Genomic DNA, 14,253 nt, shown 5'->3' on the forward strand with positions numbered 1-14,253 from the left:
TTTGCATTTGAATTTTGCATTTTGAATCCGGGTAGCGGTACTAGCCCGATGGCTTGCCATCTTGTCCTGACGGAACTGGCAACGGCTATCTCTAGCCTAGCGAGCTTTATTCATTTCTAGAATTTCTCTGGCTTCTAAAGCATCTTCTCGTTTGGCTTTGAGGCGATCTTTTTCAATGTCCAACTCTTTTTGCAGATACCGCACGTAGAATTCCATCTTGTGGTCAGCGACGATATCGGCTCCCGGCTGGCCTAGCCCGGCAATGAATCCTAGCAAACGGTCAAGCCAGCGCTGGCTTAGATAGGAGTTGTCGTGCAGTTTGCCCCGTCGATCAAAGTACCGAAAGATTCCCATGTGACCGTACAGGCGGCCTGGATTTAGAGGATTGACCTGGGGGGGAATGAGCGGCACAACGTCGTTATTGTTGACATAGCGGAACATGCGATCGCCCATGTGAGTATTCACCTGTCGAGTAAAGCTCCAGTCACCGACTCTCGGTTGCCCAAAGGTATAAAGTCCTGCTATTGGAAATCCTTGATATTCCAAAGAGGTCGCAGCAAGGGCTGCCAACGCGCCGCCCAAACTGTGACCTGTAATCCAAAATTGGGTTTCGGGTGTCCACCATTTCTTTAAGCGATACAGCACACGCTTCTCAACGCTTTGCCAAGCATCCTGAAATCCGCGATGAACCTCTCCGGTAGGAATAGCATCATCCTGCTGGGCATACGTAATGGCAAACTGCTTCATGCGAAACTTGAAATTGGTCCCCCAATCTGCTGATTGCTGGCTTCCCCTGAAAACAAGAACAATGTGCTGATTTTTCCGAAAGATAAAGGCCTGAGTATCGGTGACACGATTCAGCAAATACTTATAGCTGTCACTAATATCAATGTTGCGTCTGCTGTCGCCTTCTTTAAGCCAGTGTTTAATCACATCAATCGCGTAATCGGCTGGATTTTGCTTCATCCACCGGTTGTCACTATCATCACTGAGCCAGAGACGAACAATATCTTCGACATACTCTTGGTCTTCATAAACGAGGTGAGCCGCTTTTGCCATGCAGAGCGCTCTGAAGGCATCCATCACAGAATTGTCGCGATCAATATTGACGAAATCATGGGTGGAGTAGGGAGGCGGCAGAATCTTGTAGCCGTACCGTTCGAATAAGCTTTGGACACCCGTATATCCGGCCCAATAAATATAGTGAAAAAGCTGATCGTAGAATCCAGAGCCCCCATCGCGACGAAACCGGCGATCGCTAATAACCTGGACCCAATAATAAATAAATGGCTTTAAATCTTCAGCGGTCACAATGCCTGCAACAATTGCATTCTCACAGGCTTCCAATGCGCCGAGGAACTCATCGAACCAATCCCGCAGTGTCAGTTCAAGAACAAATTCTTCATCCCGATATTTCTCTAAAACACGCACCGTGTTTTCGTCCATTTTCCCGGGCTGCTCGGCCATCTGCGTGAGAATATTCAGCCCGCGTCGCGTTTTCACCATTTGGTCGTGGGAGCGCAATGCCCGCTGGAGCCGCTCATCCGTTGCCTCGAAGCGAATTAGGCGATCGTCCTCTGGCAGACGGGTTTCAAACAGCCGGTATTCTTCAAAATCCAGAATGTCGGCAACGTTGCGGATTGCCTTTCTGCGGGTAAAGTCTTCAACAACGCTGCGAGCCAGTTCGCGTCTTTTCCACTGCTTGTCTTTGAGATAGCGATCAATACCGGCTACGGCTGCGATCGCCGCCATCAGCAAAGCAAAAGCCGCCATCCATTGAGCACCTAATTGCGACTGAATCAACACCTCTTCAAATGTCGGTGCGCTTTGCGCTAAAACCGCCGATCCCAAAGACGTCTCTGCGGCTGCTACGAGGGGAATAGTGAGACTTATAAGAGAAAACGCTAATAGTGCAAATGCAGTGGATGCTAGTTTAATACCCATAAATTCTGTCATTCTGGTGGAGTTTAGATGCCTCTGATGCTACCCAAAAAACAGACAATAGCATCCACTCCTAATTCTAGGACTCGTGTAGAAACCATTGTTAATAGGCCTTACGCATCGCCCTAGCATCCTTCAAAATCTGAGGCCGCCGGGGGGCAATGCGTAAGACCTGAAAGTAATTGACCGTAGCTAGTTCGCGATTGCCACAAGCTCTCACTCAGCTGATGTTCTCCAGAGAGTACTCTGAAAAATTCGCTCGGCTATGGGTGGAGCCTCGGTTGGGATTAGCCTAAGCGGACCAACTTCCTCAGGGGGGCTGGTCAAAGGCTCATAGGCAATGGTGATAGGAAAACCCCGCTGCTCAAAACGGGTGAGCAGTTCTTCACGAGTTTTATCAGCTGGATCGAGAAAGGTGCGGTCATAGTCAAAGTACGCTTGGGTGTCGCCCGCCACTTCTATTTCGGGAGTCCGCAAATCTTCTTCGTAAGTCAAGGTGTAGTTGATGAAATCAGGCCGCCGTTCACCGACTTGAATGCGATCGCGAATAACGATTCGGTTCCTCACTATCAAGCTATAGCGACTTTTCGCACCATCATCATCCCCCAAGTAGAGTCTTTTGAGATCCTCTCGGGCTGCCATAGTGACTCGTTTGCCCGCAGGGAGTCTCAAGTTACTCATTTCAAATTCAGAGCTTTTGGCGACCTGACGCTCGGTAAAGGAGAACGTATCGGCAGTGGAGGAGTCAAACGTAGAGGTCGAACTGTCGTCGTTGAGGTGAATGGAAAGCAGGGGGAGCTCAGTCGCCTGGTTGCTGACAAAGGTCAGAGCTGGACCAGTCGGATTTAGCTCAGCATAAAGCTTTAGCGTCTCATCAGCAGCGAGCGGAATAGTCGAAAAATTAGCGGTGTAGCCAGGACCCGTAAGTTGCAAGGTCACTAACTGCGTAGCCAACCCCGCTTTGCCACTGAGGGTAATTTGCAAGGGTTCGTTTAAGAAAGCAGCAGGCAAATGATAGCTAGGCGGCACATCTTGATTAAGCCCACCTTTAAAGGGAACAACCGTCACGGGTTCTGAAACGTCAACACTGTCATTCGCGCTGCCATAGGGAACAACCGTCAGCGTGCCTTCACCTATGAGGCTAATTTCGATCGTCGGTTCAACTGAGTCGGAGGTTTCGGCATTGCAAAATGGGCAGGTAAAAGGACCTCTGTAGGGTGGATCATCCTGCTTTTCAATCTGTCGCCACGAGAGCTGAGTCAGGTCAATGTTCTTGCTAGTAGCGTCACCTTTGAATTCAGGACTGTCAGAGGTGGGTTGATAACGCCAAGTGTCTGCGTTCGTGTCAAACTCTACGTACAGATTGGACGGGGTATCGGTTCTGCCAACCGGATAGTTACTGTCGTAAACATAGACCCAGTACTGTCCATCGCCTTTGTTCTCAACTTGGTAGGGCAGTAGCGCGTGACCTTCCATCAAGCCGCCTCTAACAATGTGATAGATACCCATCGTGAAGGGATTCAACGAGCCCGTCGCAAAGATATCCAGAATGGTGAACAAGATCTCTGTGGGCGTAAAGGTTTCTCGGATGTCTTGAGTTGGCTGAAACACTTCCGACACCCCCTGCATTAAAAACAAATTGGCGATGAATGTTTGCAGTTCAAAGAGCGATCGCGCTAACCCAAACACGACTCGCCCCACTAAGAGGTTGATCAGTCGCTGCCACCAAGGAATAGCTTGCGGGGGATTTTGCTGCCATAGCGATAGGGCCGCCGCTGCCATGCCCTCGCCAATGCCCAAATCAATCCGTTCCAGCTGAGTTTGGAGCCAGTCCTTAGCCGCCGAGGTCAGCACACAGGCTCTCACTTCACTACCAATGCAGACCTGAGTGCCAAAGAGCTGTTCCAGTTGTTCGGTTAGGACTGCTTCCCAAGCTGCCGCATCACGCTGCAAGTTAATTGCGTTCACTAGTTCTGAATTGGAAAACTGAAACGTGTTTTCGCTGAGATCGAAGTTGGGCAGGGAGACAGTGCCATTAGGCTGAGCTTGAATTTGAGCCAGCAATGCTTGTCGGCGTTCAGAACTCATGGCACGGGTAGTAGAAAACACAGGCGAAGAACCTTGAACGGCTGACACTCTCGGCGGAGCTTTGGCAAGCGCCACATAAGGGGAAAACCATACGGCCAGGAAAGTGGTCAGGAGAACGATTGCGACCCAACGCCCTTTCATGAACATCTTGCGTAGTCCCATAGGAGACTTAGTCCTAGTAGTACTGGATGGCATAAGTTTTGGCACTGTTACCGAGAGTAGGGGAGCAGAGGAGCAAGTACCGCTACGCGGAATTCAAAATTCAGAATACTCTGCAAGAAGAGCAAAGCTCTATAAAACTAAGGCAGATAAGCTTTCCGAGCGTTTTAAAGGGTGAGCCTATGTCTGCCGTAGTGTACTAGACGCTGGATTAGTCACTATACCTCTGCCGTCGAGGACTAGGCTCGATCAAACGGGTCAAGGTATAGTTAACCTGGCTTACGGAGAGCAGTTAGCAAGAGACCAGACGAGTGATAGGGACTTTCGCTCTAGCTACTCATACCGACTTCGAAATGCCTCTCTCTCCTCATTGTGCACCAGTCTTCAATTCTGGATTGATAACGTTGTTCCGATGGATTTTGTTTATCCCACTGCCTGGCCTGAGACGGCTGCTGAGGCGATCGCACTCCAAAATGAATTGCGATCGCAAATCTCATTGCAAGATGAGTTACCAGAGTCGATTGAGCTAGTTGCAGGGGTCGATGCTGGGTTCGAGGAAGGTGGCAACGTGACTCGTGCCGCTGTTGTCGTGCTGGAATTCCCATCGCTACAGCTGGTTGACTATGCCCTTAAAAAGCGTCCGACTTCGTTTCCCTATGTTCCAGGACTGCTGTCTTTCCGCGAAATCCCAACTGTTTTGGATGCGCTTTCAGCTCTGAAACTCACGCCCGATCTGATTCTTTGCGACGGGCAAGGTTTAGCTCATCCTCGTCGTTTTGGTATCGCTTGTCATTTGGGGCTAATTGTTGATTGTCCCACCATTGGTGTTGCCAAATCGCGATTAGTAGGAACTCACGCAGACGTGCCATCAGATAAAGGGACTTGGGTACCGCTATTAGATAAAACGGAAACGATTGGTGCAGTGCTTCGCAGTCGAACCAACACGAACCCCCTCTATATTTCACTAGGCCATCGCATCAGCTTGTCTACGGCGCTGGAATATGTGCTGCGCTGCACGCCTAAGTATCGTCTACCCGAAACAACCCGACTAGCGGACAGATTAGCCTCAGATCGCGGCAAACTGCCACCGATTAACTCTGGTCAGGGGAATGCCGATGAGGGCGAGCAGATGACGCTGTTATGACAATGACTGGTAGATAGGGGGACTGTGTGATGGGGAACTGTGTGATGGGAAAAGGGGCCTGGAAGATAGAGCTTTAGCCATTCAAGCTAGTGCACCAACGAGCATCCGGGTGCTTCGCGATCGCCAGATAGCCCGTCGTCTTGTCTCAACAAAACTGGCACTGGCTATAACAGAATGCTCCGGGCGATTTTGATGAAGTATTGACAAACTACATCAATAGATAGATATTTCTCGCTGCATTCCAAAGAAAACCTTTGAGTTAATTCCGCCGCCGAAAAAGTTGTTTACCCTAAACACAATCGCTGTGATGCGTTGCCCTGGGATGTGGATGTGCGCACCCCATTAAAGTACCGTTTGAGGGCAAGCCTGCTATCAGCATCCATATTGTTCGCTTAGGCAAGTTAGAGAGACTTTTTATGGCACAGAGTTTTGGTGTAATCGGCCTAGCGGTCATGGGTGAAAACCTGGCCTTAAACGTAGAACGCAACGGCTTTCCCGTTGCGGTGTACAACCGATCGCGCGAAAAGACCGACCGATTTATGGCTGAGCGGGCTGGCGGTAAGAACGTCAAGGCTGCTTTTACTTTAGAAGAATTTGTCGCTTCCCTTGAGCGTCCTCGTCGCATTTTGGTGATGGTGAAGGCGGGTGGCCCAGTTGATATTGTCATCGATCAGCTCAAGCCTTTACTTGAGGAAGGTGACATGATTATTGATGGTGGTAACTCCCTCTACGAAGACACTGAGCGTCGGGTAAAAGAGTTGGAACCAACGGGCTTGGGCTTCATTGGTATGGGTGTCAGTGGTGGAGAAGAAGGTGCTCTGAATGGTCCCAGCTTAATGCCTGGAGGAACTCGCGCCGCTTACGCAGAAATTGAGCATATCGTCACCAAAATTGCGGCTCAAGTCGATGACGGTCCCTGTGTAACCTACATTGGTCCCGGTGGTGCAGGTCACTACGTCAAAATGGTGCACAACGGGATTGAGTACGGCGACATGCAGCTCATTGCCGAAGCCTATGACTTAATGAGAAACGTTTTAGGTCTAGGTCAAGATGATCTGTATGAGGTGTTTGCTGACTGGAACGAGACGGAAGAGTTGAATTCGTTTCTGATTGAAATTACAGCTGATATCTTCACCAACTCAGACCAAGACGGTAATCCCCTCGCTGACATGATTGTGGATGCTGCCGGACAAAAGGGAACGGGACGATGGACCGTCATCAGTGCCCTTGAAATGGGAGTCGCGATCCCCACTATCACTGCGGCTGTAAACGCCCGGATTATGTCTTCCATCAAGCAGGAACGTGTGGCAGCTTCCAAGGAACTGAGTGGACCTAGCACTAAGTTTCAAGGCGATATCAAAGCCACCGTCAACAAAATTCGGGATGCGCTCTACTGCTCAAAGATTTGCTCCTATGCCCAGGGCATGGCGCTCATTGGCAAAGCCTCTCAAACCTACGACTACGGTATCGATTTGGGTGAAACAGCTCGGATCTGGAAAGGCGGCTGCATCATTCGGGCGGGTTTCTTAAACAAGATTAAGCACGCTTATGATGAAAATCCTGCGCTTGCCAACCTGCTGTTAGCGCCTGAATTTAAGCAAACGATTCTAGATCGTCAGAATGCTTGGCGTGAAGTCGTTTCGATGGCGGCTGAGTTGGGTATTCCGGTACCCGCTTTCAGCGCCTCGTTGGATTATTTCGATAGCTATCGCCGCGATCGCCTACCTCAAAATTTGACTCAGGCTCAGCGCGATTATTTCGGTGCCCACACTTACGAACGGGTAGACAAGGAAGGCACGTTCCACACGGAGTGGATTAAGGCCCCAGCTAGAGTCAAGTAAGTGATGACATGCTTGGGTGACAGGGGCATAGGATAACGGTATGGTTGTTCCTACGCTGCCTGTTGCCCAAGGCTGTTGGCTGCTTGAATTGTCTTTTTCTGCGCAATGACTGATAAAACTGACCAGGATCATCCTCAGTATCGAAGCGATCGCGCGATCGTGAATCAGCTGCTGGCTGAGGAACTCACTAACTATAATCTGGCGGAGCTGGGTCGATTGATCATTCGCTACCGAGGGTTTCCAGGTGCACGGGATATTCAGCGAGATCTCAAAAAGGCGCTGGATAAATCTGGCATGACTGAAGACGAACTGTACGAGAAGACCCGAGTTTTGCATGCCCAAGGGGGACTGTACCAAAATTTGGGACGCAACCGCGAAGACTGGAGTTAACTAATGGTCGGAAATAAGAAAGACAGCATCAGCACGATAGCCGCGATCGCGATCGCCCCATCTTCTCACCAATAACCTTTGTGCCATTCGCCTCAACGTCGTGTTTAGGCGGCGCTGCTACATAATTTCAAAGCTTCTTCAAGTCAAGAGTTTTGATCTGAAAGGCTCCTTTCCTAGCCTGAAGGAAGGGTATTAGATAGCCAATTGTGTTTTACCCTTTATTGGCTATAACTCCTTTGTTTGAGAGATGTCTGTCATTCCCAAACTAAAGCCCTTAACTTTTCTATCTTGAAGACAAGAATCTCTTGCTCTGGAATCAGAAATGTCCAGTAATCAGCCTGTGGACTTCATCCCCATCCTGGAAATTGCTCCTTGTCATTGGAATAGTCTCAAATGACAAGGTTGCCGGTTCACTTGGCAGCTATATCAAATTTGTACTCAACTGTAATGACTGAACCCTCTGAGTGAGTAACTGCTCGGTCTACCTCTGATTGCTGATACTTCAGTCTTCGGAAACATCCAGCACCTTATAGTCAGGAGATAACTATTATGGCACAAAAAGACCATTATGTAATTTTTGATACTTTAGCCACTGAATCCTCCTTAAAAACTATGGAGCTAAAATGAAAGAAGCTACTAGAGCAAGTCTGTGAGATCGGATGAGAGTAGATGTGGTCTTGGCTGTAGCCCTGGAGATTAGCCATCACCGTTCTTAGATGAGTGCTCCAATCAGGGCAGCGCTGATATCACCGCCAGCCTCTTTATAAATGCGCACTGCCTCTCATAGCCATTCTTCGTCGTAGGTGAAGGCTTCCCTATCAAGGGGCATGATGATTTCCTCTGAGGCTTCCTAATTAAGCTTCCTTGGGTGCTGGAGTGCCGGAGCCGTGCAAGTTGCGATCGCACAAGTTAAAGAACATCCGCAACAGTCCCAGCAAGATCGACATTTCACCAATGCCATACAGCAATGATTCAGACACTTCCCCCTGCCGAGTTAGCTGATAGAACTTCCAGCCCTCACCATTGGTAACGATGCCATAAGTGTCCATGTCTTGCCCTATCTGGCGGTTTGCCCACTGGCAAGCGTGCATCTCAACCAGGCACTGGGCTGCCCCTTGCTCGAAGTCATCTTTCTTGGCTTCAATGATGCAGCCAAACGGTGCTTCTAAATAGGCTCGCCGCTCTGCAATCAAGTATTCCACATTGCCGCAAACAGTTTCTCCCTCTAGGTAAGCTCCCTTCCATACCTTCAATCTTTCATATCCCTCCAATCCCTCTTCACAGATAGCATCAATCAGTAGTGTTTTAGAGACTTCCAGACTTTCAAGGTCAAACCACTGCAGCCGCTCTAATCGCTGGCGAAAAAAATCACTGATGGGAACGGGTTCTGCCGAGAGTTCCCATCGCTTGAGCTCGGTGATGCCTAGATGCTTGAAGGCTTGCCGATAGGTAAAACTGGAAAAGGGTTTCTTTCTTTGCTGAATGGCTTGGGTCATGGATCAATGGAGCAGGGAAGAAACGTTTGATGATGAGGTAATTAAACGGAAGAAAGCTACCCTCACTTTACTCTTAACCATTCTCTCTGACACGATCAGAGCATGGGAAAGGCAAGCCAAGCACTGAAGCAAGTTTTAGACACTTACAGCATCAGCCAAAATCGGCTGGTTGTAGAAATGGGAATTAGCCGTGCCAATGTAGGGCGCTGGTATCACGGTTTAGATCCCAGTGCTGAAAATATTGCTCAGATTACTCAGGCGCTTAAGGTGCTTAATCCAATAGCGGCTAAGGAGTTTGTGCGATTGTATCTAGGGGTGATTGTGGATGAATAACCCGCGTTCTCTCATTCTCACCAAGATTGCCCTTAATCTCTCATCGCCTAATATCCGCTCCTCAACATCAACTTTCACTTATAATGACAATCATTTACTGCATCAAATTCAAGAATAAATGATTTTCCGCCATCAAAATTTCCCTGGAAAATTCAATTTTCGTGAAGAAGCAAGCATTTGTGCAAAGGATTTTTCATTTAGAGTAGATGTAGATATTGCAATTGACTTTCATGACAAAATAAGTGTTTCAACCAAAGTCTTCAAGAGAACAGCTTCCAGGAAAATAGAAAAAGGATCACATGAAACTCTCGGCTTTATAAATCAGTTCAAGAATGAAACTAAAATTATAATTCCTGGGAAGTTGATTATTTTCGGTTTTTTTACTTCTATTCAAACCAAGCTCGACAGTTCAAGAAATTGTGTAGAAAGCGGAATTTTTGCAGCATACGAAATCATCTCCTTGGAGTTTCCTGGATACGTTCGTTATCAAGAAGATGAAATGAAGCATTTCTTGCTTGACAGAAATAATGAACAACCAAACTCTATTAGATTGAAAGTATATCTGTCTGATGAGTTTTCGTTTAAGGACAAATATAATATTTCTGAAAGCTTGAACGTTGACAATAACGTAGTTTTACCTGAAGTCTTCTGTCTTCTTAAGTCAGGATACTTATTCAGGTGTGGAAAATCAAGGAAGAGCTTTTCCTCTGTCGAAACCGTAAGTATTGATCAACAAATCATTTATAAATTTTCTTTTTTTGATCTCAAGTTAGAAAAGCAAAACTTAATGGGCGAAATTAAGGTTGACGGTGAAGAGACCAATAACTTTAATGGCTGTGCAGATGTCCTGAAACAGTTAGAACTGATTAGCATGAAACTGTGCGATTATATTTCGATCATTGCTGGTCGAGTAATCGAACCTATCTACTACGAATATGAAGTTTCAATTTCAGGAAGATCTATAAATGGTCTTATGTTACCTGTTTTTGAACATATTCGGTTAAATACAAATGCAACTCACTGGCCTACTCAAAACTCAAGCAGTTCAGATCTAAGCTCAATGCTTGAAGCTTTTCTAGAGTGTTGTCCTCTTGAAGAAAGGATGGAGAGAGGTTTATTCAACTTAAAGTCTTCACTCTCTAAAGACTATTCTTCCGGTTTGCAGATCCTGGCTATCTGCTCATCAATTGAATACTTTTTTGCTCATTGGTTTTGGGGCTTGAGTGGGTATAGTTTTCTAATGAATCATCCTGATGTCGCACAAAGAAAGAAGAGGTCTATGGAGAAAAATCACGCAGATGGAAAGACTCCTGCTCTATCCACTTACCTTAAAGTATTCTTAGAAAAAATAGAAGTGATATACAACCACGAAGAAACTCTAAAACTACTCGAATATAGGCATAAGATACTTCACGGTGGCTTATTCTCTGAAACATCAGAATTTTTGTTGACCATTCAAACGGGCAGAAGTTTATCTGCTCAAATTATGAACTCCATCCTAAAATCCATATCAAAATCTGACAACACTGATGTTTATGAGCAGATTGTAGCTGCCCCACTAATTTCCTCGTACCTAAATTCTTCTCATTGGCTCGATGTTGAAAGTGCCAGGAATGAATTGGTCAATTTTGAGTCTTCCGAAATTCTTGGAAAATACTGGTCAATCTAGATTCTGTAATCACATAGAAGCTGAAAGTTTTGAAGAACTTCCTCTTAAGAAAAACGAGCGCCTCATCACTGAGATGATCGCTCCGATCGCTACCCCGTAAGCTTTGCTCATCTCGCGGTGGAAGTTCCTCACTGTTTCGCCAAAGCTGCTGCTGCAGGAACCTTTGGTGGTCAGCATCAGCGGCGATTCGTGCATTAACTGCTTATCCTTGGTGATTAAGTAGGCACGATAGGACTGCTTCAGGATGTGGATGACGCAGTCGTAGACGGATTTCTGGTAATAGCCGATAAACTCACCAATGTCGCAGTGATACATCATCAGCTTGGACTTGCCCAGAATCATTGGTCTAGCCAGCAAGGAGCAATCGCCTTAGCGCTATAAAAAACGAGATAGGTCAAACTCCTGATCGCCCCGCCCTGTCTCTTTCTGCATCTTCAGCATCAGCAATAGCTGCTCCGCATAATCCACGTGCCGCTGAGTTCTGCCGACAGAATTTCCAAACCCCCGTTCACATATTCCTGAAAAATTTCGACGCGGCGGCGATCGCACTCATCGTCATCGCGCAAAATAGCTGGGGCTTGAGTATCTGCCAGCGCTATCAAACCAATGTTATTGGCATTGCGGAACTGCTCTTGGGGCACTGGGTCAGGCTCCTTGCGGGAGTAGCTATCTAGCGGCACCTTCCGCGATCCGTTAAAGCCCACCACCGCAGCAAACGATACAACATCGGCATAGGTGCGAAACGGCCCCGTATTGCCCTGTGCTGACCGCAAGTTTCTGACTAGCTCGGCTTTATCTTCTGAAACGTAAACCCGCGCGATCGCCATCCTTCAAATCCGTGAAAGTTGTCCTTTATCTTACAAATGGAATTTCAGATTTGCTCGTTTACGTCACGGCCATCCCGCAGCGATCGCACCCGTTCCGCCTTATCCTTCGCAATCCGAATCCGACTATCTGCCATATTATCTCAGTTACTTTCTAGTGGCTTCAGCTTTAATCTAGGAGCGTCCTTCAACAACCTTCTGCACTAATGAGTACAACGCTTGTACTTGCATAAGTGTCGATGCTCTTTCAATCACAAAACTCTCCTCTAACAAGACTTGATACCTAAGCTGAACGGCAAAGGCGTTGTATTTCAAGAGATCCCAGAAAGCAGCAACATCGCATTGGTGTTGCTCTAAAAAGCTCAGCAAAACTCCCAAATCATGGGTGTAAGGATACACTTCATCTAATGCCGCAATCCAAGCTTTGAGGCATTTTTCGATCGCCTGCTGCACATGAAATCCAAAGATTTCGTCAGCAAACACAGTTTCATTCTGCATCCCCTCCAGTGCTCGCAAGTCCCTTGCCGCTACCTCTAGCAGCAGTTTGGCCTGATCGAGGTCGTTCATATAGCACTTGCCCGTCCTGCAAAGCTCGCGTTGTGACATGATTTCGGCTGCCTTGCCAGGTGTCTACTTCGTTCCGGCTATACAGCACGATGTCAGTCGGCACACCAAATTTAGCCAAAGAACGCCAAATCTTGGTCATTTCTGTAATGCGGCTACGGTGAGGCCCAAATGGTTCTGATTGGATGATCAATAAATCAACATCAGAATGATGACCCGCTTCCCTTCTAGCCTGAGAGCCAAACAAAATTACTTGCTCAGGTGCAACCGTTTGCACGATCGCTTGCACCATCCTTTGAATTAGCTCATCGGTAACTGTCGCTATTTCACCCATGTCGCTGCACCTCCACGATTTCGGTGAACTCAAACTCATCGGGGCTTCGGCGAATCAGCGGGTAGGTCTCGCCGCCAATGTGCATCGAGTCCGCCTGCACGGCATTCTTGGACGAATTGTAGACCAGCACATATTCCCGTCCGATGCGATCGCGCAATCATCGTTCACTAGGTAATAACACCTCTCAAGTTCTATCATCAGCTGTTGATATCTGGTCTGTCAGCCAAGCGGCATCGTCTGCTACTAAAGGCGGCGCAAGCGGTTGTTCATAGTCAATCGCCAGATAGTATCGCCCTTTTTTATAAATTCGCAGCAGCAGCGGTTGAAGCTGCCAAATCAACCATCGCATTCGTAGTCCCAAACGTGCTAACGATGTTCTTATGGTAAAGGTTGTCTTAATGGGCAAATGTTATGAATCGCTGGACTTGGGGATAAAAGGGAGGATTGCGATCGCAGGATCAACTTGCAGGCGTTAGCGTAGAATAAGTTCATCCGAGAGCGTACATGTGTTCGCTATGGTTACTACTCAAGACAGTCAAGCCACAGTCACCTCCACACCAGCTGAGGTGAACCCCGAACCAGCCGAAGAGATTGTTGTGCCTCCCGGCGATCTTTACAGCGACGAACCCCAATTGGAAAGCGACTTACACCTGCGACAAATTGTGGCCTTGCTGACTAGCCTGGAATGGCTCTGGCAAGATCGACAAGACTTTTTCGCCTCTGGCAACCTGACCATCTACTTCAGCCCCAAACAAATCAAGTCTCAAGATTTTCGGGGACCGGATTTCTTTGTGGTGCTTGATACTGAGCGCCGCACTCGTAAAAGCTGGGTGGTTTGGGAAGAGGGTGGCAAGTATCCCAACGTCATTATCGAGGTTTTGTCGGACTCAACCGCGAAGGCCGACAAAACCTCGAAAAAGCAGGTCTATCAAGACATCTTTCGAACACCAGAATATTTTTGGGTTGATCCCGTAACCTTAGCGTTCGAAGGATTTGTGTTGATGGCAGGAGAGTACCAGGCAATTGAGCCGAATGCTCACGGTCATCTACACAGCCGTCAGCTTGATCTGTATCTGGGGATTCACGAGTCTCAACTGCGGTTCTTTACCTCTGACGGGATGCCGGTGCCGACCCCCTCAGAAGCGGCTAAATCCGCAGAGCAGCAGGCTGAACAAGCCCAGCAACGAGCTGATCGATTAGCTGCACGGCTGAGAGAGATGGGACTTGACCCTGACTCAGAATGAATTTTGCAAGCTCACATATCCATCAGGTCATAGCGCTTTTGCAAGTCGAGGAGTTGAACGCGAGCCTCGCCCGCGTTGTCTGCTAGATCCGCAAATTCTAGAAAGCGTCGCAGTTCCTTGCGGAGGAGCGATCGCACGATCAGAGTGGCAGTATCAGTCACAGTTGCCATACCGGTTATAGGAGATGCTACTGATATCCTATCTAGCTTAATGTGCAGTCATCGTC

16 protein-coding genes are annotated in these 14,253 nt (G+C 47.8%); 6 read left to right on the plus strand and 10 right to left on the minus strand.

The features are described 5' to 3' along the window. Nucleotides 1-96 precede the first annotated feature (96 nt). Entirely contained in the window at nt 97-1,944 is a 1,848-nt protein-coding gene (locus tag PN498_RS21775; RefSeq protein WP_272065516.1) for a lipase family protein, read from the minus strand. A 213-nt stretch (nt 1,945-2,157) separates the two neighbouring features. Continuing rightward, a complete protein-coding gene (locus PN498_RS21780; protein ID WP_272065517.1) occupies nt 2,158-4,029 on the minus strand; it encodes a hypothetical protein in 1,872 nt (623 codons plus the stop codon). 571 nt (nt 4,030-4,600) lie between these two features. On the opposite strand from PN498_RS21780, the gene nfi reads away from it, so the two are divergent. The 3 genes from nfi to PN498_RS21795 all read left to right on the plus strand — a co-directional run bounded on the left by nfi (nt 4,601) and on the right by PN498_RS21795 (nt 7,563). After that, the gene (gene nfi / locus PN498_RS21785; RefSeq protein WP_272065518.1) at nt 4,601-5,332 is read left to right on the plus strand and encodes a deoxyribonuclease V; all 732 of its coding nucleotides are present in this window, start codon (nt 4,601-4,603) and stop codon (nt 5,330-5,332) included. 416 nt (nt 5,333-5,748) lie between these two features. Further along, complete coding sequence (gene gndA / locus PN498_RS21790) at nt 5,749-7,173, plus strand: NADP-dependent phosphogluconate dehydrogenase (protein ID WP_272065519.1); 1,425 nt, start codon at nt 5,749-5,751, stop codon at nt 7,171-7,173. A 105-nt stretch (nt 7,174-7,278) separates the two neighbouring features. Then, nucleotides 7,279-7,563 (plus strand): DUF3288 family protein, encoded by a 285-nt coding sequence (locus PN498_RS21795; protein WP_272065520.1) that lies wholly within the window; start codon nt 7,279-7,281, stop codon nt 7,561-7,563. A gap of 854 nt (nt 7,564-8,417) precedes the next feature. Here the strand turns inward: PN498_RS21795 and PN498_RS21800 are convergent. Further along, the gene (locus tag PN498_RS21800; protein ID WP_272065521.1) at nt 8,418-9,059 is read right to left on the minus strand and encodes a hypothetical protein; all 642 of its coding nucleotides are present in this window, start codon (nt 9,057-9,059) and stop codon (nt 8,418-8,420) included. Between the two features lie 102 nt (nt 9,060-9,161). Between PN498_RS21800 and PN498_RS21805 the strand changes: the two genes are divergently transcribed. Together PN498_RS21805 and PN498_RS21810 are read left to right on the plus strand one after the other, a co-directional pair. Next, on the plus strand, nt 9,162-9,392 hold the full coding sequence (locus tag PN498_RS21805) for a helix-turn-helix domain-containing protein (RefSeq protein ID WP_272065522.1): 231 nt from the start codon (nt 9,162-9,164) through the stop codon (nt 9,390-9,392). Nucleotides 9,393-9,510: 118 nt separating this feature from the next. Further along, nucleotides 9,511-11,061 carry a hypothetical protein gene (locus PN498_RS21810; protein ID WP_272065523.1) on the plus strand — a complete coding sequence of 517 codons (1,551 nt, stop codon included), beginning with the start codon at nt 9,511-9,513 and terminating at the stop codon, nt 11,059-11,061. A gap of 9 nt (nt 11,062-11,070) precedes the next feature. Here the strand turns inward: PN498_RS21810 and PN498_RS21815 are convergent, their stop codons facing one another. The 6 genes from PN498_RS21815 to PN498_RS21840 form a co-directional block, all read right to left on the minus strand. After that, nucleotides 11,071-11,403: a DUF5895 domain-containing protein gene (locus PN498_RS21815; protein ID WP_272065524.1), complete on the minus strand. Its 333-nt coding sequence runs from the start codon at nt 11,401-11,403 to the stop codon at nt 11,071-11,073. Nucleotides 11,404-11,501: 98 nt separating this feature from the next. Next, nucleotides 11,502-11,888, minus strand: a complete 387-nt coding sequence (locus PN498_RS21820; RefSeq protein ID WP_272065525.1) for a DNA phosphorothioation-associated protein 4 — start codon at nt 11,886-11,888, stop codon at nt 11,502-11,504. 171 nt (nt 11,889-12,059) lie between these two features. Beyond that, complete coding sequence (locus tag PN498_RS21825) at nt 12,060-12,383, minus strand: HEPN domain-containing protein (protein WP_272065526.1); 324 nt, start codon at nt 12,381-12,383, stop codon at nt 12,060-12,062. Next, nucleotides 12,373-12,783: a nucleotidyltransferase domain-containing protein gene (locus PN498_RS21830; RefSeq protein ID WP_272065527.1), complete on the minus strand. Its 411-nt coding sequence runs from the start codon at nt 12,781-12,783 to the stop codon at nt 12,373-12,375. The genes PN498_RS21825 and PN498_RS21830 overlap by 11 nt, the downstream gene beginning before the upstream one ends. Beyond that, nucleotides 12,776-12,940: a hypothetical protein gene (locus PN498_RS21835; RefSeq protein WP_272065528.1), complete on the minus strand. Its 165-nt coding sequence runs from the start codon at nt 12,938-12,940 to the stop codon at nt 12,776-12,778. Before PN498_RS21835 ends, PN498_RS21830 begins: the two co-directional genes overlap by 8 nt. 27 nt (nt 12,941-12,967) lie before the next feature. Then, nucleotides 12,968-13,132: a DUF4058 family protein gene (locus PN498_RS21840; RefSeq protein ID WP_272065529.1), complete on the minus strand. Its 165-nt coding sequence runs from the start codon at nt 13,130-13,132 to the stop codon at nt 12,968-12,970. A 166-nt stretch (nt 13,133-13,298) separates the two neighbouring features. Here PN498_RS21840 and PN498_RS21845 point away from each other — a divergent pair, with 166 nt between their 5' ends. Continuing rightward, a complete protein-coding gene (locus PN498_RS21845; protein WP_272065530.1) occupies nt 13,299-14,027 on the plus strand; it encodes a Uma2 family endonuclease in 729 nt (242 codons plus the stop codon). Nucleotides 14,028-14,038: 11 nt separating this feature from the next. Here PN498_RS21845 and PN498_RS21850 read toward each other — a convergent pair whose 3' ends face one another. Then, the gene (locus PN498_RS21850) at nt 14,039-14,197 is read right to left on the minus strand and encodes a hypothetical protein (RefSeq protein WP_272065568.1); all 159 of its coding nucleotides are present in this window, start codon (nt 14,195-14,197) and stop codon (nt 14,039-14,041) included. Between the last annotated feature and the right edge of the window lie 56 nt (nt 14,198-14,253).

This window comes from Oscillatoria sp. CS-180 (assembly GCF_028330965.1).
GTDB lineage: Bacteria > Cyanobacteriota > Cyanobacteriia > Phormidesmidales > Phormidesmidaceae > Halomicronema.